The organism is Citrobacter sp. On2M (genome assembly GCF_018035235.1).
GTDB classification, from domain to species: Bacteria; Pseudomonadota; Gammaproteobacteria; order Enterobacterales; family Enterobacteriaceae; genus Citrobacter; species Citrobacter meridianamericanus.
The window spans coordinates 209,533-234,404 of record NZ_WPCV01000002.1; the positions used below are offsets into that span (position 1 = coordinate 209,533).

At 54.1% G+C, this 24,872-nt stretch carries 24 protein-coding genes; 18 read left to right on the plus strand and 6 right to left on the minus strand.

Annotated elements, in window-relative coordinates:
* Positions 1-345, plus strand: coding sequence for a gamma-glutamylcyclotransferase (locus On2M_RS03245; RefSeq protein ID WP_029139743.1), 345 nt, complete (start codon positions 1-3; stop codon positions 343-345).
* 104 nt (positions 346-449) lie between these two features.
* Here the strand turns inward: On2M_RS03245 and ppa are convergent, their stop codons facing one another.
* Entirely contained in the window at positions 450-977 is a 528-nt protein-coding gene (ppa, locus tag On2M_RS03250) for an inorganic diphosphatase (RefSeq protein ID WP_003025726.1), read from the minus strand.
* Between the two features lie 308 nt (positions 978-1,285).
* On the opposite strand from ppa, the gene ytfQ reads away from it, so the two are divergent.
* The 5 genes from ytfQ (at position 1,286) to On2M_RS03275 (ending at position 7,069) form a co-directional block, all read left to right on the plus strand.
* Positions 1,286-2,242, plus strand: coding sequence for a galactofuranose ABC transporter substrate-binding protein YtfQ (gene ytfQ / locus On2M_RS03255; RefSeq protein ID WP_005134480.1), 957 nt, complete (start codon positions 1,286-1,288; stop codon positions 2,240-2,242).
* A gap of 84 nt (positions 2,243-2,326) precedes the next feature.
* A complete protein-coding gene (ytfR, locus tag On2M_RS03260) occupies positions 2,327-3,829 on the plus strand; it encodes a galactofuranose ABC transporter, ATP-binding protein YtfR (protein ID WP_187253625.1) in 1,503 nt (500 codons plus the stop codon).
* 13 nt (positions 3,830-3,842) lie between these two features.
* A complete protein-coding gene (ytfT, locus tag On2M_RS03265) occupies positions 3,843-4,865 on the plus strand; it encodes a galactofuranose ABC transporter, ATP-binding protein YtfT (protein WP_151217413.1) in 1,023 nt (340 codons plus the stop codon).
* Positions 4,852-5,853 (plus strand): galactofuranose ABC transporter, permease protein YjfF, encoded by a 1,002-nt coding sequence (gene yjfF / locus On2M_RS03270; RefSeq protein ID WP_151217415.1) that lies wholly within the window; start codon positions 4,852-4,854, stop codon positions 5,851-5,853. Before ytfT ends, yjfF begins: the two co-directional genes overlap by 14 nt.
* 103 nt (positions 5,854-5,956) lie before the next feature.
* Positions 5,957-7,069: a methyl-accepting chemotaxis protein gene (locus On2M_RS03275; RefSeq protein ID WP_151224482.1), complete on the plus strand. Its 1,113-nt coding sequence runs from the start codon at positions 5,957-5,959 to the stop codon at positions 7,067-7,069.
* Between the two features lie 52 nt (positions 7,070-7,121).
* Here the strand turns inward: On2M_RS03275 and fbp are convergent, their stop codons facing one another.
* On the minus strand, positions 7,122-8,120 hold the full coding sequence (gene fbp, locus On2M_RS03280) for a class 1 fructose-bisphosphatase (protein WP_003025742.1): 999 nt from the start codon (positions 8,118-8,120) through the stop codon (positions 7,122-7,124).
* A gap of 175 nt (positions 8,121-8,295) precedes the next feature.
* On the opposite strand from fbp, the gene mpl reads away from it, so the two are divergent.
* Positions 8,296-9,675, plus strand: a complete 1,380-nt coding sequence (gene mpl, locus On2M_RS03285; RefSeq protein WP_003839563.1) for a UDP-N-acetylmuramate:L-alanyl-gamma-D-glutamyl-meso-diaminopimelate ligase — start codon at positions 8,296-8,298, stop codon at positions 9,673-9,675.
* Positions 9,676-9,774: 99 nt separating this feature from the next.
* Here the strand turns inward: mpl and yjgA are convergent, their stop codons facing one another.
* Entirely contained in the window at positions 9,775-10,326 is a 552-nt protein-coding gene (gene yjgA / locus On2M_RS03290) for a ribosome biogenesis factor YjgA (RefSeq protein WP_008786039.1), read from the minus strand.
* 95 nt (positions 10,327-10,421) lie between these two features.
* On the opposite strand from yjgA, the gene pmbA reads away from it, so the two are divergent.
* The 11 genes from pmbA (at position 10,422) to On2M_RS03345 (ending at position 19,943) form a co-directional block, all read left to right on the plus strand.
* Positions 10,422-11,774 (plus strand): metalloprotease PmbA, encoded by a 1,353-nt coding sequence (gene pmbA / locus On2M_RS03295; protein WP_003830385.1) that lies wholly within the window; start codon positions 10,422-10,424, stop codon positions 11,772-11,774.
* Positions 11,775-11,821: 47 nt separating this feature from the next.
* Positions 11,822-12,208 (plus strand): cytochrome b562, encoded by a 387-nt coding sequence (gene cybC / locus On2M_RS03300; RefSeq protein WP_151217419.1) that lies wholly within the window; start codon positions 11,822-11,824, stop codon positions 12,206-12,208.
* A 330-nt stretch (positions 12,209-12,538) separates the two neighbouring features.
* Positions 12,539-12,847 carry a PRD domain-containing protein gene (locus On2M_RS03305; protein ID WP_016151467.1) on the plus strand — a complete coding sequence of 103 codons (309 nt, stop codon included), beginning with the start codon at positions 12,539-12,541 and terminating at the stop codon, positions 12,845-12,847.
* Between the two features lie 10 nt (positions 12,848-12,857).
* Complete coding sequence (locus On2M_RS03310) at positions 12,858-13,220, plus strand: SFCGS family glycine-rich protein (RefSeq protein ID WP_103675660.1); 363 nt, start codon at positions 12,858-12,860, stop codon at positions 13,218-13,220.
* Positions 13,221-13,222: 2 nt separating this feature from the next.
* A complete protein-coding gene (locus tag On2M_RS03315) occupies positions 13,223-13,522 on the plus strand; it encodes a DUF4312 family protein (RefSeq protein ID WP_038636649.1) in 300 nt (99 codons plus the stop codon).
* A 22-nt stretch (positions 13,523-13,544) separates the two neighbouring features.
* On the plus strand, positions 13,545-14,321 hold the full coding sequence (locus tag On2M_RS03320; RefSeq protein ID WP_151217421.1) for a DUF4311 domain-containing protein: 777 nt from the start codon (positions 13,545-13,547) through the stop codon (positions 14,319-14,321).
* Between the two features lie 11 nt (positions 14,322-14,332).
* Positions 14,333-14,977, plus strand: coding sequence for a DUF4310 family protein (locus tag On2M_RS03325; RefSeq protein ID WP_003830379.1), 645 nt, complete (start codon positions 14,333-14,335; stop codon positions 14,975-14,977).
* A 58-nt stretch (positions 14,978-15,035) separates the two neighbouring features.
* Entirely contained in the window at positions 15,036-16,169 is a 1,134-nt protein-coding gene (locus tag On2M_RS03330) for an amidohydrolase/deacetylase family metallohydrolase (RefSeq protein WP_210904370.1), read from the plus strand.
* Positions 16,153-17,271: a DgaE family pyridoxal phosphate-dependent ammonia lyase gene (locus On2M_RS03335; RefSeq protein WP_151217425.1), complete on the plus strand. Its 1,119-nt coding sequence runs from the start codon at positions 16,153-16,155 to the stop codon at positions 17,269-17,271. Before On2M_RS03330 ends, On2M_RS03335 begins: the two co-directional genes overlap by 17 nt.
* Entirely contained in the window at positions 17,268-18,008 is a 741-nt protein-coding gene (locus On2M_RS03340; RefSeq protein ID WP_210904371.1) for a KDGP aldolase family protein, read from the plus strand. The genes On2M_RS03335 and On2M_RS03340 overlap by 4 nt, the downstream gene beginning before the upstream one ends.
* A 21-nt stretch (positions 18,009-18,029) precedes the next feature.
* Complete coding sequence (locus tag On2M_RS03345; protein ID WP_210904372.1) at positions 18,030-19,943, plus strand: PRD domain-containing protein; 1,914 nt, start codon at positions 18,030-18,032, stop codon at positions 19,941-19,943.
* A gap of 33 nt (positions 19,944-19,976) precedes the next feature.
* Here the strand turns inward: On2M_RS03345 and nrdG are convergent, their stop codons facing one another.
* The 3 genes from nrdG to treC all read right to left on the minus strand — a co-directional run bounded on the left by nrdG (position 19,977) and on the right by treC (position 24,825).
* Positions 19,977-20,441 carry an anaerobic ribonucleoside-triphosphate reductase-activating protein gene (gene nrdG, locus On2M_RS03350; RefSeq protein WP_210904373.1) on the minus strand — a complete coding sequence of 155 codons (465 nt, stop codon included), beginning with the start codon at positions 20,439-20,441 and terminating at the stop codon, positions 19,977-19,979.
* 184 nt (positions 20,442-20,625) lie between these two features.
* Positions 20,626-22,764 carry an anaerobic ribonucleoside-triphosphate reductase gene (gene nrdD, locus On2M_RS03355; RefSeq protein WP_187259192.1) on the minus strand — a complete coding sequence of 713 codons (2,139 nt, stop codon included), beginning with the start codon at positions 22,762-22,764 and terminating at the stop codon, positions 20,626-20,628.
* 408 nt (positions 22,765-23,172) lie between these two features.
* Complete coding sequence (treC, locus tag On2M_RS03360; RefSeq protein ID WP_210904374.1) at positions 23,173-24,825, minus strand: alpha,alpha-phosphotrehalase; 1,653 nt, start codon at positions 24,823-24,825, stop codon at positions 23,173-23,175.
* Between the last annotated feature and the right edge of the window lie 47 nt (positions 24,826-24,872).

The following is a 24,872-nucleotide window of genomic DNA, read 5'->3' on the forward strand; positions in this document are numbered from 1 at the left end:
ATGCGAATATTTGTCTACGGCAGTTTACGAACCAAACAAGGCAACAGCCACTGGATGACCAATGCCCTGTTGCTGGGGAATTTCAGTATCGACAACTACCAGTTGTATAGCCTGGGCCACTATCCAGGCGCCGTTCCGGGAAAGGGAACAGTACACGGGGAAGTTTATCGTATTGATAACGCCACGCTGGCAGAGCTTGATGCTCTGCGTACCCGTGGCGGTGAATACGCACGCCAGTTAATTCAAACGCCGTACGGAAGTGCATGGATGTACGTGTACCAACGTCCGGTTGATGGCTTAACGCTGATTGAAAGCGGCAACTGGTTAGACAGAGACCAGTACTGATGTGAACACGCCACCTTCGGGTGGCGTTGTTTTTTGTGCCAATCGTACTCGCATCAGGGCATAAAAAAGCCCCGACATGCGGGGCTAAGCATCAAAAGTAAAACTTACTTTTTCGCGCGCTCGAAGGAAGCAACGATTTCAGCTTTAGCGGCTTCAGCGTTGTCCCAACCGTCAACTTTTACCCATTTGCCTGCTTCGAGGTCTTTGTAGTGCTCGAAGAAGTGGGTAATCTGCGCTTTCAGCAGTTCCGGCAGGTCGGTCACATCTTTGATGTGGTCGTATTCTTTGCTCAGCTTGGTGTGCGGTACCGCAACCAGTTTCGCATCTTCACCGGATTCGTCGGTCATTTTCAGTACGCCAACCGGACGGCAGCGGATCACTGAACCTGGTTCCAGCGGATACGGGGTCGGGACCAGAACGTCTACCGGGTCACCGTCCAGAGACAGGGTGTGGTTGATGTAACCGTAGTTGCACGGATAGAACATCGCGGTGGACATGAAGCGGTCAACGAACAGGGCGCCGCTCTCTTTGTCAACTTCGTATTTGATCGGATCTGCGTTGGCAGGGATCTCGATAACAACGTAGATATCTTCCGGCAGATCTTTACCGGCAGGGACGTTGAGTAAGCTCATGTCTGTTTCCTTTAAATATGCTATGGCAAACAAGTGGCGGGTATTATAGCCAACTCGCGCTGAATGTCTCCGCTTGTTTTCGCTTTATCTACGTGCATTTTCTTCTTTTTACCCCTCTCTGATGACAGAAAAATCCATATCTTCAGCCGCATTTTTCATAGCGAGATGAAAACGATTACAAAGTTGTGATTAACGTTTTATTTACTTTTTTGAAGTGTGATGTAACGCAATCTGTTACATGCTCAATTGTCTATAGTTTTTCGCGACGGTTTATTAACCAACAATAATCACCCTACGAGGACGCACTTATGTGGAAGCGCTTACTTTTAGTCACAGCAGTTTCGGCAGCCATGTCGTCTATGGCAATGGCAGCCCCTTTAACCGTAGGATTTTCACAGGTTGGCTCTGAATCCGGCTGGCGCGCCGCAGAAACCAACGTTGCGAAAAGCGAGGCCGAAAAGCGGGGTATTACGCTGAAAATCGCTGACGGCCAGCAAAAGCAGGAAAACCAGATTAAGGCAGTCCGCTCATTCGTGGCGCAGGGCGTTGATGCCATCTTTATTGCCCCGGTCGTGGCAACGGGTTGGGAGCCGGTCTTAAAAGAAGCAAAAGATGCCGACATTCCCGTCTTTTTGCTCGATCGTTCCATCGATGTAAAAGACAAATCTCTCTATATGACCACCGTCACCGCTGACAACGTGCTGGAAGGTAAATTGATTGGCGACTGGCTAATTAAAGAAGTGAACGGCAAGCCGTGTAACGTTGTTGAGCTGCAAGGGACCGTCGGGGCAAGTGTAGCGATCGATCGTAAAAAAGGTTTTGCTGAAGCCATCGCTAACGCACCTAACATCAAAATTATCCGCTCACAGTCCGGTGACTTCACCCGCAGTAAAGGGAAAGAAGTGATGGAGAGCTTTATTAAAGCGGAAAACAACGGCAAGAACATCTGCATGGTTTACGCCCACAACGATGACATGGTGATCGGTGCGATTCAGGCGATCAAAGAAGCGGGTCTGAAACCCGGTAAAGATATTCTTACCGGTTCCATCGACGGCGTACCGGATATCTACAAAGCGATGATTGATGGTGAAGCTAACGCCAGCGTCGAGCTGACGCCGAATATGGCAGGTCCGGCCTTCGATGCGCTGGAGAAATTCAAAAAAGACGGCACGATGCCTGAGAAGCTGACCATCACCAAGTCGATCCTCTACCTGCCAGATACGGCGAAAGAAGAGTTAGAGAAGAAGAAAAACATGGGCTACTAGTTTTGCTGTCGGTCTTCTGTAGGTCTGATGGCGCTGCGCTTATCAGGCCTACGAAACGCCGTGATTTCGCACCGGAGGAATGCCATGACCACCGACCAACATCAGGAGATCCTCCGCACCGAAGGATTAAGTAAATTTTTTCCCGGCGTCAAAGCACTGGATAACGTGGATTTTAGTTTGCGTCGTGGCGAGATTATGGCGCTGCTGGGTGAAAACGGAGCCGGTAAATCGACGCTAATCAAAGCGCTGACCGGTGTTTACCACGCCGATCGCGGCACTATCTGGCTCGAAGGCCAGCAGATTTCCCCGAAAAATACCGCCCATGCCCAGCAACTGGGGATTGGCACCGTGTATCAGGAAGTAAACCTGCTGCCCAATATGTCGGTCGCGGATAACCTGTTTATTGGCCGTGAACCACGGCGTTTTGGCCTGCTACAGCGTAAGCAGATGGAAAAACGCGCCACGGAGCTGATGGCGTCATACGGTTTTTCCCTCGACGTACGCGAGCCGCTGAACCGCTTTTCTGTGGCGATGCAGCAGATTGTCGCGATTTGCCGCGCGATCGATCTCTCCGCGAAAGTGCTGATCCTCGATGAACCCACAGCCAGCCTCGATACCCAGGAAGTTGAAATGCTGTTCGGCCTGATGCGCCATCTTCGCGATCGGGGCGTCAGTCTGATCTTCGTCACCCATTTCCTCGATCAGGTTTATCAGGTCAGCGATCGCATCACCGTTCTGCGTAACGGCGGCTTCGTTGGCTGCCGCGAAACCCGCGAGTTGCCACAGATCGAACTGGTCAAAATGATGTTGGGCCGCGAACTGGATACCCATGCGCTACAGCGTGCGGGACGCACGTTACTGAGCGATAAGCCGGTGGCGGCCTTTAGCGGTTTTGGCAAGAAAGGCACCATCGCGCCGTTTGATCTACAGGTGCGTCCCGGAGAGATTGTTGGTCTTGCCGGATTGCTGGGATCCGGGCGCACGGAAACGGCGGAGGTGATCTTCGGTATTAAACCTGCCGATAGCGGTAGTGCGCTGATCAAAGGTAAACCGCAGATCTTACGATCCCCACATCAGGCTTCGTGCCTGGGGATCGGCTTCTGTCCGGAAGATCGTAAAACGGATGGTATTATCGCCGCCGCCTCGGTGCGGGAAAACATCATTCTGGCTTTGCAGGCGCAACGTGGCTGGCTGCGGCCTATTGCGAGGAAAGAACAAAACGAGATTGCCGAGCGTTTTATCCGTCAGCTTGGAATTCGTACCCCCAACGCCGAGCAACCAATCGAGTTTCTCTCTGGCGGTAATCAGCAAAAAGTTTTGCTCTCGCGCTGGTTACTCACCAAACCGCAGTTCCTGATCCTCGATGAACCCACGCGGGGAATCGATGTCGGCGCACATGCTGAGATCATCCGCCTGATCGAAACGCTGTGCGCGGATGGCCTGGCGCTGCTGGTGATTTCATCCGAACTGGAGGAGTTAGTGGGTTATGCCGATCGCGTCATTATTATGCGCGATCGCAAACAGGTGGCCGAGATCCCGCTGGCTGAACTGTCCGTACCGGCGATCATGAATGCCATTGCGGCCTAAGGAGACTATGGTGATGCCTCAATCTCTCCCTCAATCCAACACTGCGAAACGACGGTTCCGTTGGCCAAAAGGTATGCCGCAACTGGTGGCGCTACTGCTGGTGCTGCTGGTCGACAGCCTGGTGGCCCCACACTTCTACCAGGTGATTTTGCAGGATGGACGCCTGTTCGGCAGCCCGATTGATATTCTCAACCGTGCCGCTCCCGTGGCGCTGTTGGCGATTGGTATGACGCTGGTGATCGCCACCGGCGGTATTGATCTTTCCGTTGGCGCGGTGATGGCGATTGCCGGTGCGACCACCGCGGCGATGACGGTGGCCGGGCACAGTCTGCCGGTGGTGCTGCTTGCTGCCTTAGGTTCCGGCATTCTGGCCGGGCTGTGGAACGGGATTCTGGTGGCAATCCTCAAGATCCAGCCGTTTGTTGCGACGCTCATCCTGATGGTGGCCGGGCGTGGAGTGGCGCAGCTTATCACGTCTGGCCAGATCGTCACCTTCAACTCGCCTGAGCTGTCGTGGTTTGGCAGCGGCTCGCTCTTTCTGTTCCCCACGCCGGTGATCATCGCGCTGCTGACGCTGGTCGCCTTTTGGCTGCTAACGCGTAAAACGGCGCTGGGCATGTTTATTGAAGCGGTGGGCATTAACATTCGTGCGGCGAAAAATGCCGGGGTGAATACCCGCATCATTGTGATGCTCACTTATGTACTGAGCGGCCTGTGTGCGGCTATCGCCGGTATTATCGTCACGGCGGATATCCGTGGGGCAGATGCCAATAACGCCGGATTGTGGCTGGAACTGGATGCCATCCTGGCGGTGGTCATCGGTGGTGGCTCGCTGATGGGCGGGCGATTTAACCTGCTGCTGTCGGTGATCGGCGCATTGATTATTCAGGGAATGAACACCGGGATTTTACTGTCGGGCTTCCAGCCGGAGCTGAACCAGGTGGTCAAAGCCGTGGTGGTGTTGTGTGTACTGGTCGTGCAGTCACAACGCTTTATCAGCCTGATAAAAGGAGTGCGTGGTCATGATAAAACGTAATTTACCGCTAATGATTACTCTCGGCGTGTTTGTGCTGGGGTATCTCTACTGCCTGACCCAGTTTCCGGCTTTTGCTTCAACTCGGGTAATCTGCAATATCCTGACCGATAACGCTTTTTTAGGGATTATTGCCGTGGGCATGACCTTCGTGATCCTCTCTGGCGGGATCGACCTTTCCGTTGGCTCGGTGATCGCCTTTACTGGCGTATTTCTGGCGAAGGCTATTGGTTATTGGGGTATTTCCCCGCTGCTGGCGTTTCCCCTGATTTTGCTGATGGGTTGCGCGTTTGGCGCATTTATGGGGTTACTGATTGATGCGCTGAAGATCCCTGCGTTCATTATTACGCTGGCGGGAATGTTCTTCCTGCGTGGCGTCAGCTATCTGGTCTCTGAAGAGTCGATCCCAATTAACCATCCGATCTATGACACGCTCTCAAGCCTGGCATGGAAAATTCCCGGCGGCGGTCGCCTGAGCGCGATGGGGTTGTTAATGCTGGGCGTGGTGGTGATTGGCATCTTCCTTGCGCACCGTACGCGGTTTGGTAATCAGGTTTACGCCATTGGTGGCAACGCCACCTCGGCCAACCTGATGGGGATCTCAACCCGTAGCACGACCATTCGTATCTATATGCTGTCTACCGGGCTTGCTACGCTGGCCGGCATTGTGTTTTCAATTTACACCCAGGCGGGTTATGCGTTGGCGGGCGTTGGCGTCGAGCTGGATGCGATTGCTTCGGTTGTTATCGGCGGAACGCTACTGAGCGGCGGGGTCGGTACGGTGTTAGGTACCTTGTTTGGCGTCGCTATTCAGGGATTAATTCAAACCTATATTAATTTTGACGGCACATTAAGTTCCTGGTGGACGAAGATTGCGATTGGTATTTTATTGTTTATTTTTATAGCGTTACAACGCGGTTTGACGGTGCTATGGGAAAATCGTCAAAGCTCGCCGGTAACCCGAGTGGGTACGACAGCAACACCAAAGTAACATCCTGATTTTACTAAAAACATTTAAATACCTAAACTTTTTCCGGTTGTAGTCGATAGGTTCTGTACAGGTCTGTTTTAACCCTACAACCGGAAATATAACAATGCCAAAATCCCTTTCAATTCGATCAAGTTTGTTGGTGTTATTGTCGCTGCTGACGTTCCTTCTGTTACTGACTGGAGGGATGGGGCTATATGCCTCTACTCGTATTATTACTTCATTGATTTACCACGCTATTATGAGTGGGGCAATGTTGGCTGCTATCGCGCTACTGGCCGTGATTTGGTTCATGCTGCGAAATAAGTTTCTCAAGCCGCTGGATAGTATAGTGGAGCAACTGGAACGCCTGGCGACGGGGGATTTGTCGCCGGTTTCGGCGCTGTCGGCTAGCGCTGAATTCAACCGCCTGAGCGCAGCGATGGATGAAATGCGCCATTCGCTGGGCGACTCGGTACAACGCGTACGCGATGCCAGTTCGCAAATTGATATTGGTAGCCGTGAGCTGACTGCCGGAAACCAGCATCTGGCGCAACGCACTGAATCGACCGCCACGTCGCTGGAGCAGACCGCCGCCAGCATGGAAGAACTCACGGCGACCGTGAAACAGAATGCGCAGAACGCGGAACAGGCGCATCAGTTGGCAAAATCGGTGTCGGATACCGCCGATCGCGGTAGCGAGATGGTGTGCTATGTGATCGAGAAAATGCGCGATATTTCAGGCAGTTCCAGCCGAATCGCCGACATCCTTAGCGTAATCGATGGTATTGCTTTCCAGACCAACATCCTGGCGCTTAATGCCTCCGTTGAAGCGGCGCGCGCCGGTGAGCAAGGGCGGGGCTTTGCGGTTGTCGCAGGTGAAGTCCGAAATCTGGCCAGCCGCAGTGCTGAAGCGGCAAAAGAGATCCGCACCTTAATCAGCGATTCGCACACGCACGTGGGTGAAGGCAGTGAGCTGGCGCAGCAGGCGGGTGAAACCATGGATGAGATTGCGACCGAGGTCATGCGTATGACCAAACTGATGCGTGAAATTGCCAGTGCGTCCCAGGAACAGAGTCGCGGCATTGAGCAGGTGAATATTGCGGTGATTCAGATGGATGAAACGGCGCAGCAAAATGCGGCGTTGGTACAGCAGTCGTCAGCAGCTACCCGCTCGCTGGAAGAGCAGTCACATGCGCTGCTTGAAGCAATGGCAGTGTTTAAAGTACAAACGGCGTAGCGGATAAATTTGCCGGATGATGGGGTTAACACGTCTCATCCGGCAAAACGTATTACGCGTCCGGGAACTCGCGGATAAAGCGTTCTACATCTTCAACCATATGGTCGTTACCCACGAAGAAGGAGCGGCGCTGATGCAGGCTTTCCGGGATAATATCCAGAATACGATTTTTACCGTCGCTCGCCTTGCCGCCCGCTTGCTCTGCCAGCAGGGCCATTGGGTTGCATTCGTACAGCAGACGCAGTTTCCCTTCCGGGTGGCTGGCGGTGCTTGGGTACAGGTAGATTCCGCCTTTCAGCAGATTGCGATGGAAGTCCGCAACCAGAGAGCCAATGTAGCGCGAGGTGTACGGGCGCTGGGTTGACTTATCTTCTTCCTGGCAGAATTTAATGTACTTCTTCACGCCGTTCGGGAATTTAATGTAGTTGCCTTCGTTAATGGAGTATGTGCTGCCTTTCGCCGGGAAGCGCATACGTTCCTGGCTGAGGCAGAATACGCCCAGAGAAGGATCGTAGGTGAAGGCGTGTACGCCGCAGCCGGTGGTGTACACCAGCATGGTGGAAGAACCATAAACCACGTAACCTGCCGCAACCTGCTTGTTGCCCGGCTGCAGGAAATCCTCTTCCGTGACCGGCGTGCCGACGGGGGTTACGCGGCGATAAATAGAGAAAATCGTACCGACAGAGACGTTAACATCGATGTTGGATGAGCCATCCAGCGGATCCATCAGCACAACATATTTTGCGTGTTCACAGCCTTCAAAGACGACGATTTCATCTTCTTCTTCCGAGGCAATGCCCGCCACAATGTCGCGCGCCTTCAGTGCAGCTTTCAGTTTTTCGTTCGCGAACAGATCGAGTTTTTGCTGAACCTCTCCCTGCACGTTCTCAGCACCGCTGGCACCCAGGATATCGACCAGACCGGCCTTATTGATATCGCGGTGGATGATCTTGGCGCCCAGCTTTATTGCCGACAACAAAGCAGTGAGTTCACCGGTAGCATGAGAAAACTCGTGCTGCTTTTCGACAATAAATTCACCTAACGTTTTCATAACACTTTCCCTGCAATTTATGTGGAGTAAAGCGACCGCAACAATATTAACAAATATTTCCATTGTTGCGCTTAGGTGAATCGCGCCAGCAAACTACGGAATATCCTGAAATGCGTTTCTCACTTGCCGGACATGTGCGTAAAATGGCCCCCAGATTAAAAAAGGATAGTGACGTATGCGCATTCATATTTTGGGAATTTGTGGCACTTTCATGGGCGGTCTGGCGATGCTGGCGCGCTCGCTCGGTCATGAAGTAACCGGTTCGGACGCCAATGTGTATCCGCCGATGAGTACCTTGCTTGAGAAGCAAGGTATTGATTTAATTCAGGGGTACGATGCCAGCCAGCTCGACCCGCAGCCGGACTTAGTGATCATCGGTAATGCCATGACCCGTGGTAATCCGTGCGTGGAAGCGGTGCTCGAGAAGAACATCCCGTACATGTCCGGCCCACAGTGGTTGCATGACTTTGTGCTGCGCGATCGCTGGGTACTGGCGGTTGCGGGCACGCATGGCAAAACCACCACCGCCGGAATGGCGACCTGGATCCTCGAAGCCTGCGGCTATAAGCCTGGCTTTGTGATCGGCGGCGTACCGGGTAACTTTGAGGTTTCTGCGCGTCTGGGCGAAAGCGACTTCTTCGTGATTGAAGCAGATGAGTACGACTGCGCCTTCTTCGACAAGCGTTCCAAATTCGTGCATTACTGCCCGCGTACGCTGATCCTCAACAACCTTGAGTTCGATCACGCGGACATCTTTGACGATCTGAAAGCGATCCAGAAACAGTTCCATCACCTGGTGCGTATCGTGCCGGGCCAGGGACGCATCATCTACCCGGAAAACGACATCAATCTGAAACAGACGATGGCGATGGGCTGCTGGAGCGAACAAGAGCTGGTGGGCGAACAAGGCCACTGGCAGGCGAAAAAGCTGACCACCGATGCCTCCGAGTGGGAAGTGTGGCTGGACGGTGAAAAAGTCGGTGAGGTGAAGTGGGGCCTGGTGGGCGAGCACAATATGCATAACGGTCTGATGGCGATTGCGGCCGCGCGCCATGTGGGCGTCGTGCCTGCGGATGCGGCCAATGCGCTGGGCTCGTTCATCAACGCCCGTCGTCGTCTTGAGCTTCGCGGCGAAGCCAATGGCGTGACGGTGTATGACGATTTTGCCCATCACCCGACGGCCATTCTGGCAACGCTTGCGGCGCTGCGCGGTAAAGTGGGTGGCACGGCGCGCATCATCGCGGTGCTGGAACCTCGCTCGAACACCATGAAAATGGGGCTGTGCAAAGATGACCTCGCGCCGTCGTTAGGGCGTGCGGACGAAGTGTTCCTGCTGCAACCCCCGCATATTCCGTGGCAAGTAGCAGAAGTTGCTGAAGCTTGCGTTCAGCCAGCCCACTGGAGTGGCGATGTGGATGCCCTGGCGGATATGGTGGTGAAAACCGCGCAGCCAGGCGATCACATTCTGGTGATGAGCAACGGCGGATTTGGTGGTATTCATCAAAAACTGCTGGATGGCCTGGCGAAGAAAGCTCAGGCAGAAGCGGAAGAGTAAAAAAATGCCCGGTGGCGCTACGCTTACCGGGCCTACAACGGATCATAGGCCGGATAAGGTATTTGCACCGCCATCCGGCACTTTCGGCAGATGAAGAGGTTACGCTTCGTTTTCCGCCAGTTCACGCAGATACTGGAAGATCTGGCGGGAAGATTTTGGCGGCTTGTTGCCCGCTTTTTCTTTCCTGGCGTTACGCACCAGCGAACGTAGTTGCTGACGGTCGGCGTCAGGCCACAGGTTCATCACTTCTTCGATGGCTTCATCGCTACCGTCAACCATACGGTCACGCAGTTGCTCCAGCTTATGGAAGACAACGACCTGCTGGTTGTGACGGTTTTTCAGCTTATCCAGTGCCTGACGGATAGGATCAACATCGCGCTGGCGCAACATTTTGCCAATCAGCTGCAGCTGGCGGCGGCGACCTTCCATCTTAATACGCTGGGCCAGCTCAATCGCGGCACGTAAATCCGCATCGAGCGGGATTTTATCCAGCGCGTTTTTCCCCAGTTTTACCAGTTCCACACCCAGGTGTTTTAACTCCTCGGCGTCACGTTTTATTTCACTTTTACTGACCCAGATAATTTCATCGTCTTCGTCTTCGATGTCATCACCGGGAACGTCGTCGAGCCAGTCTTCGGGCTGCTTAGTCATGTCAGGCTCCTTAAAAAAAGAGGCTAATGTTACCAGTTAAGATGCGCACTGAAAAACGGTTCTCTGTTAGACTTCAGAGAAACTCTCTCTACATTATGGCATTTGCGATGAAAGTAATCTCACAAGTTGAAGCGCAGCGTAAGATTCTGGAAGAAGCGGTCTCGACGGCACTGGAATTAGCGTCAGGTAAGTCGGATGGCGCGGAAGTCGCTGTAAGCAAGACCACGGGTATTAGCGTCAGCACCCGTTATGGTGAAGTGGAGAACGTAGAATTCAATAGCGATGGCGCGTTGGGGATTACGGTTTATCACCAGAACCGTAAGGGCAGCGCATCGTCCACCGATTTAAGTCCGCAGGCGATTGCCCGTACCGTGCAGGCTGCGCTGGATATTGCGCGTTACACCTCACCGGACCCGTGCGCGGGCGTTGCAGATAAAGAATTACTGGCCTTTGATGCGCCCGATCTGGATCTGTTCCACCCAGCGGAAGTCTCGCCTGACGAAGCTATCGAATTGGCTGCCCGCGCTGAACAGGCGGCGCTGCAGGCTGATAAGCGTATCACCAATACCGAAGGCGGCAGCTTTAACAGCCACTATGGCATCAAAGTATTTGGCAACAGCCACGGCATGCTGCAGGGCTACTGCTCCACTCGTCATTCCCTTTCCAGCTGTGTGATCGCGGAAGAAAATGGCGATATGGAACGCGATTACGCCTACACCATTGGTCGGGCGATGGGCGATCTGCAAACGCCGGAGTGGGTGGGGGCAGACTGTGCTCGCCGTACCTTATCTCGTTTGTCGCCGCGTAAGCTTTCCACCATGAAAGCGCCGGTGATTTTCGCCAACGAAGTGGCGACCGGACTGTTCGGACACCTGGTTGGCGCGATCGCCGGTGGTTCGGTGTACCGCAAATCCACCTTCCTGCTGGATTCGCTGGGCAAACAAATTCTGCCGGAATGGCTGACTATTGAAGAACATCCGCACCTGCTGAAGGGACTGGCGTCATCGCCGTTCGACAGTGAAGGGGTACGGACTGAACGCCGCGACATCATTAAAGACGGCGTGCTGACTCAATGGCTGTTGACCAACTATTCCGCACGTAAGCTGGGGCTGAAGAGCACCGGGCATGCGGGGGGGATCCACAACTGGCGAATTCCGGGACAAGGTCTAAGCTTCGAGCAGCTACTCAAAGAGATGGGTACAGGCCTTGTGGTTACCGAGCTGATGGGCCAGGGCGTAAGCGGCATTACCGGGGATTACTCGCGCGGTGCGGCGGGCTTCTGGGTCGAAAACGGCGAAATTCAGTATCCGGTGAGTGAAATTACCATCGCCGGGAACTTAAAAGAGATGTGGCGCAATATTGTGACCGTAGGGAACGATATTGAAACGCGCAGTAATATTCAGTGTGGTTCGGTATTGTTACCGGAGATGAAAATCGCCGGGCAATGATACTCGTTAAGGCGTAAATTTTTTAATAATAAAAAAGGAAGTGAGCAATGCGTAAACACCTGTTAGCGATCGTCGCGGCTTCAACGCTGGTTCTTGGTTCTTCTGCGTTTGCAGCCGATCTCGAAGATGACATGGGGATCCTCAACGACAACCTGAAGATCGTCGAAAAAACGGATAATGCGACTGAACTGAAAGATGCGTTAACCAAAATGCGTGCAGCCGCGCTGGACGCTCAAAAAGGAACACCGCCGAAGCTGGAAAGCAAATCCCCGGACAGCCCGGAGATGAAGGATTTCCGCCACGGTTTTGACACACTGATCGGTCAGATTGATGGCGCGCTTAAGCTGGCGAACGAAGGTAAAGTCAAAGAGGCGAAAGCCGTTGCGGAAGACATGAAAACCACGCGCAACGAAAACCACAAGAAGTTCCGCTAATCTACGCTATCCGGCCTGCATAACCGTGGGCCGGATAAGACGCTGCGTCACAACACCCCATAAGTAAACGCTATACCCATCACATTTTTTCATTTTTATCGTCCATTCATTGTTCGTATCGCCGTCCATTTTTCGGCTCACTCTTGCGATCTCAATCACATTCTTCCAGTGATAAATCGTGAACCCGACCCATTTTGCGGCGCAGATCACTAACGCTGACCCCCTTTCCACTTCGAAGTGGAAAACAACTCGCTACAAACTTTTAACCCCCACCGCTAATTTATCCCCAGAGCCATTAGTGGGGTAAGACGAGTGAATAACGGAGCTGTAATGAATGACATGGGGGAATCGGTGGAACTGGCCGACCGCATGCTGGCACAGGTGTATGCCTTGCTGCGTGAACGCCACATTATTCCCAACGCTGTACAGGAACAGATGCTGACGTCGCATGTTCGCGCCATGGCGCACCGCTCGGTAACGGGTGAACCCTTACCTGAAGTCGATGCCAGCTTGTTTGATGAAATTTCTGCCGAATCAATGGCGCTTGCCCGCGACGTGGTTGCCGAGTTTGGCAACCTTCCTGAGGAAGAGGCCTGGCTGCTGTCGGTGCACTTCGAAGTCGCAAAAGACAACCTTTAAGGAGCAAAAGATGGAACAGATTACCGTAGTGATTGGCGATCGTCTGGGTAAAGGCCAGAAAGTGGCGGCAGGCGTTGAGAAAGCGGGTGGCCGTGCGGTTGTGGTACCAGGCGTTGCGGCTGACATGAAGCTGGGTGACGTAATGAAAGCGGAAAACGCCACCTTTGGTATCTCGTTTTGCGGCAGCGGTGGGGCGGGGGCAATTACCGCGCAGAACAAATACGGCTACAAGGCGAAATACGGCATGCGCTCGGTTGATGAAGGCGTCACCGCCATCAACGAAGGTTGCAACGTGCTGGGGTTCGGTTTTATGGACAAAGAAGAGCTCGGTGAACGCCTGGTTCAGGCGTGGCAAAAGAAACACGGCGCTTAAGCATGAAAGAGCAATTCACCACCACGGTGAGAGTCACTGGCAAGGGCGAGGCAAAAGCGCGCGCCTTTGCCGACGCCCTGAACCACGTTCAGGCTGCGGTGATGAAAGCGTCGCCGCATATCTTACTGCGTATTGAGCCACAGGATGTGCAGGTTGTTCAAGCGCGTGAAACGGTGCGCAAAGAGGCGTTTTTATTTCTCTTTCTGCGCCGGGAAAGACGCACCTTCAGCGTGGAGCTGGATGTGACCGTCAACGTGACTGCCATCAATCTCGACAAGGTGGATTTCGTTACGCAACGCTGATTCTTTATTAAAAGGCATAAATATGTTCCTGATAATATTAATAAAATCGCTCATCATTGGTGGCCTGGTTGGCGTCGGTGTCGGCGCTGGGGCTGCACGCATGTTTCATGCGCCTACCACTCAAGGGATGGGCGCGTTTCGTACTCTGGGAGAACTGAATTCCTGTGAAGGGGATCCGGCTTCTCACTTCTCGTTCGGCCTGGGCTTCTTCTTTAACGCCTGGGCTTCTTCCGTTGCGGCGGGAGCGTTCACGCAGGACGTTGACCATCGCATCATCCCCAACTGGGGCGCCGCCGCGCTGATGGTTAAAAACCGCAACGTCGGCGAAACGCTGCACGATCCCAAACGCATGGCGATTGCCTGTGGCGTTATCGGGATGATTGTCGTGACCTTCCTGAACCTCACCGCGTCATCCGTACCGGAAGCGCTGCAAGTTACTGCCGTCAAGGTACTGGTGCCTGCGGCTAACCTGCTGGTTAACACCGTGATGCCAGTGATTTTCTGGCTGGCGGCGATCGATGCCGGTAAGAAATCAGGTTTCTGGGCCACCGTTTTTGGCGGCGCGGCGCAACTGATTATGGGCAACGCCGTCCCGGGTCTGGTCCTTGGTATTTTGATCGGTAAAGGCGTGGAAGAAAGCGGCTGGAACCACGTTACCAAAGTCATGATGGTGGCTATTGTTGCACTGTTTGTCCTGAGCGGCTTCTTCCGCGGCTTCGATATGAAGATGATCGAATCCTTCCATCTGACTGTGCCTGGCTGGTTGGAACTTATCCATAACTCACTCAGCGGCAAATAACGGAGGCCATCATGGAACAGAATAAAGGTTTTTGGTTCGCTGACTGGTCGTTCCCGATCTTCGTTGGCCTGCTCTCCTCTGGCGTATTTGCCGGAACGCACATGTACTACCTGTACGGTATCGGCGCATTTAACGAAGTCGCTTTTGTGGCGATGCTAAAGGCGGGAATGGACACCGGCTCTTACGGAGCGGTGGCGGCATTTGGCGCAAGCTTCCTGTTTGCCCGCATCATTGAAGGTTCGCTGGTGGGGATTCTGGATATCGGCGGCGCGATTCAGACCGGAGTCGGGTTAGGTGTTCCGGCGCTGTTGCTGGGCGCGGGCATTATCTTCCCGGTCGCCAACTTCGCCGCCTCTCTGGTCACCGGCCTGGTGATTGGCCTGGCGATTGGCTACATCATCATCCTGGCGCGTAAGTTCACCATCAATCAGAGCGATTCAACCTACGGGGCGGACGTCATGATGGGGGCCGGTAACGCCTCTGGCCGCTTCCTCGGGCCATTGATTATCCTCAGCGCGATGACCGCTTCTATCCCTATCGGCATCGGTTCGCTGGCAGGTGCGCTGCTGTTTTACCTGTGGCAAAAACCGATCACCGGCGGGGCGATCCTTGGGGCAATGATCCTCGGTTCAATCTTCCCGATTGCCATTAGCTAACTGTTGATTTGTAGGCCGGATAAGGCGGTTACGCCGCCATCCGGCAAAGGAGAGAGCGATGTTTGATTTACTCCTGCGCCGTGCGCGCCTCGTTGACGATACGGTGAGCGATATTGCGCTGAAAGACGGCAAAATTGCGGCGTTGGGCAACGTTGATGGCCCAGCGCTGAAAACCATTGAGCTCGGCGGCGAGTGCTACGTCAGCGCAGGCTGGATTGATTCCCACGTTCACTGTTACCCGAAATCCCCGATTTATCACGACCAGCCGGACAGCGTCGGTATTGCGACTGGCGTCACCACGGTCGTGGATGCGGGCAGTACCGGGGCGGATGATATCGACGATTTTTACACCTTGACCCGGGAAGCGACGACTGAAGTGTATGCGCTGCTGAACATCTCCCGTGTTGGGCTTATTGCCCAGAATGAGCTGGCTAACATGGCCAATATTGACGCCGATGCGGTGCGGCAGGCAGTGAAACGCTATCCTGATTTTATCGTCGGCCTGAAGGCACGCATGAGCAGCAGCGTGGTCGGTGAAAACGGCATCACCCCGCTGGATCGTGCCAAAGAGATGCAAAAAGAGAATGGCGACCTGCCGCTGATGGTGCACATCGGCAACAACCCGCCGAATCTCGATGAGATCGCCGAACGCCTGAGTGCGGGCGACATTATTACCCACTGCTACAACGGTAAGCCGAACCGCATTCTGACGCCGCAAGGCGAGCTGCGCGCATCTGTCACGCGGGCGCTGCAACGTGGAGTCCGTCTGGACGTTGGCCACGGCACCGCCAGCCTGAGCTTTGCGGTGGCAAAACGCGCTATCGGTCTTGGCATTTTGCCGCACACCATCAGCTCCGATATTTATTGCCGCAACCGTATCAGCGGTCCTGTGTATTCCCTGGCGAATGTGATGTCGAAATTTCTCGCCATTGGGATGTCGCTCCCGCAGGTCATCGAGTGCGTGACCGCCAATGCCGCTGACGGCCTGCGTCTGAAACAGAAAGGGCGACTGCAGGTTGGTCTGGATGCTGATTTGACCCTCTTTACGCTTAAGCGCCAGCCAACCGTGCTGGTAGATGCAGAAAACGACAGCCTGCAGGCTGAACAACTGCTGGTGCCGCTTGCCGCAATACGTGCGGGCAAGGGCTATATGACCGAACAAGGGAGCGCGGAACATGCCTTCGATTTTTGAGAAATACGATTTAAAACAGGTAATTAACACATCAGGCCGTATGACGGCACTTGGCGTCTCCACGCCGCGACCAGAAGTGGTTCAGGTCGCGATGGCGGGAATGAATCAGTACTTCGAAATGAAAGATCTGGTCAATAAAACCGGCGACTACATCGCGAAATTACTGGAAGTGGAAGGGGCGACAGTCGTTTCCTGCGCGTCGGCGGGAATCGCCCAGTCGGTGGCTGCGGTGCTGGTTAAAGATAGCGACTGGCTGCTGGAAAATCTGCACGTTACGCCCATCGAGAACAACGAAATCGTGCTGCCCAGAGGCCACAACGTCAACTTTGGCGCACCGGTAGGCACTATGGTGGCGCTCGGCGGCGGTAAGCTGGTGGAAGCGGGCTATGCCAATGAATGTTCCGCGGCACAGCTGGCGGCGGCCATTACGCCGCGCACGGCGGCGATTCTTTATATCAAATCTCACCACTGTGTACAGAAAAGTATGCTCAGCGTGGAGCAGGCCGCGGTGGTGGCGCGCACGCATAATCTGCCGCTGATTGTGGACGCAGCGGCGGAAGAAGATTTGCAGTGCTACTACCGCCTTGGTGCGGACCTGGTGATTTACAGCGGCGCAAAGGCGATTGAAGGGCCAACCAGCGGTCTGGTGATCGGCAAAACCCAGTACGTTGAGTGGGTGAAGCGCCAGACGGCGGGGATTGGCCGGGCGATGAAGGTGGGCAAAGAGGGTATTCTTGGCCTGACCTGCGCTATCGAACTGTATCTGAACGCGCAAAAAGAGAGTGGCGCGGAGATGGTCGAGAAAATGACGCCGTTCATTAATGCGCTGAATACCTTTAATGGCGTCAGTGCCCGCGTGGTGTGGGATGGCGCTGGGCGCGACATCGCCCGTACGGAAATTAAGTTTGACGAAGCGGTAACCGGTATCGCCACGGGCGAACTGGTTGAAGCCCTGAAACAAGGCGAGTACGCGATTTACTTCCGTGGTTACAAAGCCAACGAAGGCATTATCGAGGCCGATGTGCGCAGCGTCGATCGCGCGCAACTGGAAATTGTGGCCCGTCGAATTGGTGAAGTGATTTCACAGGAGAAAAACGCATGAAACTGACCCCTAACTTTTATCGCGACCGCGTCTGCCTGAACGTGCTGGCGGGCTCCAAAGAAAATGCGCGGGAGATTTACGCGGCAGCGGAAGGACACGTGCTGGTCGGCGTGTTGTCAAAAAATTATCCGGATGTCGCAAGCGCGGTCGCGGATATGCGTGAATACGCAGCGCTTATCGACAATGCGCTCTCCGTGGGATTGGGGGCAGGCGACCCAAACCAGTCGGCGATGGTCAGTGAGATCTCTCGTCAGGTACAGCCGCAGCATGTTAATCAAGTCTTTACCGGTGTGGCAACCAGTCGTGCGCTGTTGGGCCAGCAGGAGACGGTAGTCAACGGTCTGGTCTCGCCAACGGGTACGCCGGGGATGGTGAAAATCTCCACCGGTCCGCTGAGCAGCCAGACATCGGACGGTATTGTACCGGTAGAAACCGCGATTGCGTTGCTCAAAGATATGGGTGGTAGCTCGATTAAATACTTCCCGATGGGCGGCCTGAAATGCCGTGATGAGTACATTGCCGTAGCGCAGGCCTGTGCCCGGCATGACTTCTGGCTGGAGCCTACCGGGGGTATCGATCTGGATAATTTCACTGAAATCCTGCAGATCGCTCTGGATGCCGGAGTGAGCAAAATCATTCCTCACATCTATAGTTCGATTATTGATAAGGTGAGTGGTAACACCCGCCCGGATGACGTGCGCCAGTTGATGGCGATGACCCGGGCTTGCGTAGGCTAACTGACAGATGAGGAGACTGACGTGCGATTCCCCAACCAACGTTTAGCGCAGCTGTTTGGCATGCTGCAAAACGAAGCGCTTCCACAGGACGAGCTGGCGCAGCGGTTGTCGGTTTCCACACGCACCGTACGAGCTGACATCACTGCGCTAAACGCGCTGCTCACCCAGTACGGCGCGCAGTTTGTCCTCAGCCGGGGCAACGGTTATCAGCTCAAAATTGACGATCCGGCAAGTTATCATACCCTGCAAACGCAGCAGCCTGATGGGTTGCTGCGCATCCCGCGAACCAGCCAGGAACGGATACACTGGCTGGTGGTTCGTTTTCTGACGTCGGCCTTCTCGCTAAAGCTTGAAGATTTGGCTGATGAATGGTTTATCAGCCGTGCGACGCTGCAAAACGATATGGCTGAGGTACGTGAACATTTGCAACGTTATCATCTCACGCTGGAAACGCGCCCCCGTCACGGCATGAAGCTGTTTGGCAGCGAGATGGCGATCCGCGCCTGTCTGACCGATCTGCTGTGGACGCTGGCGCAGCAGGATCCGCAGCACCCATTAGTGATGCAAGAGGCGCTGAATGCCGGGATCCCTGAGCAGCTACAGCCCGTTTTACAGGATATTTTTGCTCGTTTTCATATTCGCCTGACCGATGAGGGCGAGCTATTTTTGCGGTTGTACAGCGCAGTAGCGGTACGGCGGATTAGCGAAGGGTATCCATTGCCGGAGTTTGCCGCAGAAGAAACGGATCAATCGGTATGCCTTGCCGCGCGTGAGATTGCGGCGGTCCTGCACCGACTGGCAGACAAACCGCTTTCTGTTTTCGAAGAGAACTGGCTACAGGTGCACATCGCCGCCCGTCAGGTACAAGAGATCGCCCCCAGCGCCATCAATGCGGATGATGACGAAGCGCTGGTTAATTACATCCTGCGTTTTATCAACACGCAGTACAACTACAACCTGTTGAATGACAAACAGTTACATGCCGATCTGCTGACGCATATTAAGACGATGATCACCCGCGTACGTTACCAGATAATGATCCCCAATCCGCTGCTGGAAAATATTAAACAGCACTATCCTATGGCGTGGGATATGACGCTGGCCGCCGTCTCGGGATGGGGGAAATATACGCCATATGCCATCAGTGAAAATGAGATTGGCTTTCTGGTCCTGCATATTGGCGTTGGATTGGAACGTAGTTACAACATCGGTTACCAGAGACAGCCGAAAGTTCTGCTGGTATGCGATGCCGGAAACGCGATGGCGCGGATGATTGAAGCGGTGCTGGCGCGTAAGTATCCGCAGATAGAAATTGTCGATACCGTCACGCTGCGTGACTACGAACAGCGGGAAAGCATTAGCGAGGATTTTGTTATCTCTACCGCGCGGATCGGGGAAAAAGATAAGCCTGTAGCGATGATTGCGCCGTTCCCGACCGATTATCAACTGGAGCAAATTGGCAAACTGGTGCTGGTGGACAGAACTCGTCCGTGGATGCTGAATAAATTTTTCGATGCCGCCCATTTTCGTGTGATCGACGGTCCTATGGATCAACAAACGCTGTTCACCACGCTATGTCGGCAGTTGCAGAATGAAGGCTTTGTCGATGTAGAGTTTCTTGATTCGGTGGTTGAACGTGAGGCCATCGTCAGCACGATGCTGGGCGACGGCATCGCGTTGCCGCACGCCCTCGGTCTGCTGGCAAAGAAAACGGTGGTCTACACTATCCTCGCTCCGCAGGGTATTGCCTGGGGCGATGAAACGGCGCACGTGATCTTTCTCCTCGCCATCAGTAAAAGCGAGTACGAAGAAGCGATGGCGATCTACGATATTTTCGTCACCTTCCTGCGCGAGCGCGCCATGACGCGGCTCTGCGCATGTCAGAATTTCAGCGAGTTCAAAACCGTCGCCATGGAGTGCGTGAGCCGTTTTTGAGAGGTGGATAACAGAATGTTTACCGCCTGAAAATTAACGCAAACGATGTACGACCTGGTTGCTGCTGCCGCGCCAGATTAGCGCCGGGTCTTTGAGATCCAGCACGTATTTGCCATCGACCAGCACGTTGATGAGGTCGACAACCTGCATTTGCGTGGCGTTGAGTTCATCGAGCTTGTAGCCGGTCCACACCCAGATATCTTTCCCAGGGCACTCAGCGCGAATGCGCTGTACCAGTTTCAGGATATCCGGCACGTTTTGCGGATGTAGCGGATCGCCACCGGAGAGCGAGATCCCCTGACGCTTGATTCGCGTATCGTTCAGATCGGCAATGATCTTGTCTTCCATCTCTTTGGTAAATGGCTCGCCGGAATTGAGCCGCCAGGTGCTTTTGTTATAGCAGCCGGGGCATTCATGCACGCATCCGGAAACAAACAGCGTACAGCGGGTTCCGGGGCCGTTAACGATGTCGACGGGATAGTATTGGTGAAAGTTCATTTTCGCTTCTCATCCGCTTATCAATTCGCGCCATAGCTGCGTTAGCTGCATTCGTGCGCCCGAGTCACTTACTTATGTAAGCTCCCCGGGACCCACTCATTTGCTGCCTTGCTATGACGTGAATTGCGTTGCGGAAAAAATGGCCCGAAAAGCATCGCATTGCCGGGCAATAATACTGTCGAAATTAACCTATCTGCCCATTACCCAAATGCTTAACGCGGCGCTTCACTTCTTCCTGCTTACCGGCGTTAAACGGACGGGCGTCCGGGCTGCCTAAATAACCGCAGACGCGGCGGGTGACCGACACGCGCGCGGCGTCGTGGTTACCACATTTCGGGCAAGTGAAGCCTTTGCTGGTGCATTCGAACTCACCGGTAAAGCCGCACTCGTAGCATTCATCGATTGGCGTGTTGGTGCCGTAATACGGCACGTGCTGATAGCTGTAATCCCAGACATCTTCCAGCGCTTTCAGGTTGTGCTGAATATTCGGGTATTCGCCGTAGCAAATGAAGCCTCCACTCGCCAGCGGCGGATACGGCGCTTCGAAATCGATCTTGTCGTACGGGTTAACCTTCTTCTCCACGTCGAGGTGGAAGCTGTTGGTGTAGTAACCTTTGTCGGTGACGCCCGGCACCACGCCAAACTCGGCGGTATCCAGACGGCAGAAACGATCGCACAGGTTTTCGCTCGGCGTGCTGTACAGGCTGAAGCCGTAGCCGGTCTCGTTTTTCCACTGATCAACGGCCTGACGCAGACGTTCCACAATGGCGATACCCTTGGCGCGCAGCTCCTCGCTGTCGTACAGATGTTTGTCACCAAACAGCGCGTTAATGGTTTCGTGAATACCGATGTAACCCAGCGAGATAGACGCGCGGCCATTTTTAAAGATTTCTGACACGTCATCGTCCGCTTTCAGACGCACGCCGCAGGCCCCTTCCATATACAGAATTGGCGCCACGCGAGCTTTCACGCCTTCCAGACGCGCAATGCGGGTCATCAGCGCTTTACGCGCCAGCACCAGGCGATCGTCAAGCAGTTTCCAGAAGGTGGCTTCATCACCGTGTGCTTCCAGCGCGATACGCGGCAGGTTGAGGCTGATAACGCCGAGGTTGTTACGCCCGTCGTGAATCTGTTCGCCGTTCTCATTTTCCCACACGCCGAGGAAGCTGCGACAGCCCATCGGTGTTTTGAACGAACCGGTCACTTTCACTACCTGATCGTAGTTCAGGATATCCGGATACATGCGCTTGCTTGCGCACTCCAGCGCAAGCTGTTTGATGTCGTAGTTCGGATCGCCAAACTTATGGTTCAGACCGTCACGAATCGCGAACACCAGTTTCGGGAACACCGCGGTTTTGCGATTTTTACCGAGGCCCGCAATGCGATTACGCAGAATAGATTGCTGGATCAAACGTGATTCCCAGCTGGTTCCCAGACCAAAACCAAAAGTGACGAACGGCGTCTGGCCGTTGGCGGTATGCAAGGTGTTCACTTCATACTCAAGGGACTGGAATGCGTCGTAGCACTCTTTCTCGGTACGAGAATGTGCATAGCCGTCGGCATCCGGGATCTGCCACTCTTCAGCGGTTTTACGATGCTTATTAAAGCTCTCGGTAACGAACGGCGCGAGGACTTCATCAATACGGTTAATGGTGGTGCCGCCATAAATGTGGCTGGCAACCTGCGCGATAATTTGCGCGGTCACGGCGGTCGCGGTAGAGATGGATTTTGGCGGCTCAATCTCCGCGTTACCCATCTTAAAGCCCTGCGTCAGCATGCCTTTGAGGTCGATCAGCATGCAGTTGAACATTGGGAAGAACGGCGAGTAATCGAGGTCGTGATAGTGAATATCACCACGCTCGTGCGCCTGAACCACATCGCGCGGCAGCAGGTGCTGACGTGCATAGTGTTTGGCAACGATACCGGCCAGCAGGTCGCGCTGGGTTGGGATCACTTTACTGTCTTTGTTGGCGTTTTCATTCAGCAGTGCGGAGTTGGTTTGCTCAACCAGACCACGAATTTCCTGGTTCAGACGGCCACGTTTTTCACGCTGGATATCACGGTCGTGGCGATATTCGATGTACGCGCGGGCGAGTTGTTTGTACGGGCCAGACATCAGCTGGTTTTCTACCGCTGTCTGGATCTCGTTGATATCGACCTTGCTGCGCTCATTCATCTGGCTACTAACGACTTCTGCGACGGTGGCACAGTAATCTGCGTCATCGACTCCCGCTGCTTTAGCTGCACGCAGAATGGCTTCTTTGATGCGCTCTGATTTAAACGGCACTTTACAGCCATCTCGTTTCATCACATGCGGTGTCATGATCACTCCATATTTATAAGAACAGGTTATCCACAGAGGTTGGGGAAGCGGACATGGCTTTATTCATCTCTATTGCCAATGACTTCCCGCAATCCTGACCCACTTTATCCACAATTTCTCCGTTAAACGGTGCATTGTAGTTGTAGCAATTGTAGTCGATTAATACAACATGTTGGGTCGGCGTGCATTTTAAGTTCTATATGTAGTGATTTGCATCAAGGATGTTTACGATTTATTTGATGTAGCGCAAAGTAAAAATCGGAGCGTACAGATGACGGGCAGTACAGCGATTGTAAATTGTAGGCAGAAAATTCTGATTAATTATTCAACAAAAACAGTAGGGTAAACGTAGTGTCAGCAGTGAAGCCCGGCAACACTACATGAACCGGGCCTGACGCCAATTGCAAGCTATTTTTGCAACCACCAGACGGCCTCAAAAGGACGCAGTGTCATGTCCCCAGGTTGGCTGGCGACCTCGGCATAGTTGTGCATCAGCACCTGCCAGTTTCCATCGGTCTGGGCTGGCTGCCAGCTCTGAAAGGTATCGCTCAGATTGGCAATGACCAGCAGCCGCTGCCCTTGCCACTCGCGTTGGTAACACCACAGATGCGAGCTGTCCGGTAACAGATCCTGATAGTCGCCCCAGGTAATAACTGGCTCCGCTTTGCGCAATGCGATCAGCTTCTGATAGGTGTAGAACACTGAGTCGGCATTGCTCAGCGCTGCCGCCACGTTGATCTCCACCGCGTTGTCACACAGATTGATCCATGGCTCGCCCTTGGTAAAGCCCGCGTGTTGGCTGGCATCCCACTGCATCGGCGTGCGGCTGTTATCGCGGGATTTACTGGCGAGGATCGCCAGCAATTCGTCGGCATCTCGCCCCTGACCGTTCAGTTCGGCAAACATGTTATGGCTTTCTACATCGCGATAATCGGTAATCTGGCGGAAGTGCGGGTTGGTCATGCCGATCTCTTCACCCTGATAGATATAGGGCGTGCCCTGCATGCCATGCAGCACCATCGCCAGCATTTTAGCTGCTGGGACACGGTATTTACCTTCATCGCCAAAACGCGACACGATGCGTGGCTGGTCGTGGTTACACCAGAACAATGCGTTCCACGCTTGATTATGCATGCCCTGTTGCCAGTGGCGGAACAGAGTTTTCAGCGCCACATAGTCGGGTTTGGCTAACGTCCACTTCTCACCATTGGGGTAATCCACTTTCAGGTGGTGAAAGTTAAAGGTCATCGACAGTTCACTGCCATCGAGCGCGGCGTACTGCTGGCAGTTTTCCAGTGTGGTGGAAGACATCTCGCCTACCGTCATCAGGCCGCGTGGCGTGAAGACGTCGCGGTTCATCTCGCGTAAAAACGCATGCGCGCGCGGGCCATCGGTATAAAAACGCCGCCCATCGCCGTCGGGATCATTCGGGAAGTCCTGATCTTTAGAGATAAGATTCACCACGTCGAGTCGCAAGCCGTCCACGCCGCGATCGGCCCAGAACTCACAGACTTTTTTTAGCTCGGCGCGGACCGCCGGGTTCTCCCAGTTCAGGTCTGCCTGCTCCGGAGCGAAGAGGTGCAGATAATACTGCTCGCTTGCGGCGTGCCAGCCCCAGGCGCTACCGCCAAATTTGGAGCGCCAGTTATTCGGCGGGCTGTCTGGCGTGCCGTCGCGCCAGAGATAAAACTGACGATACGGGCTGTCTTTATCCAGCGCTTCGCGAAACCAGGCGTGCTGGGTTGAGGTGTGGTTAAACACCATATCGAGAATAATACGGATGCCGCGCGCTTTCGCCTGTGCCACCAGTTCGTCAAAGTCTTCCAGCGTACCGTAGGCCGGATCGACAGACAGGTAATCCGCGACGTCGTAGCCGTTATCAACCTGCGGTGAAACATAGAACGGCGTCAGCCAGATGGCATCAACGCCCAGTTTTTGTAGATAGTCGAGACGCTGCGTCACGCCGCGTAAATCGCCGGTGCCGCTGCCGGTGGTATCCTGAAAACTCTTGGGGTAAACCTGATAGATAACGCCGTTTTGCCACCAGTGGGGAATAGTCATGGTTGTTTCCTGGAAATACGTTGGGGCGCAACTGCACCCCGAAGAAA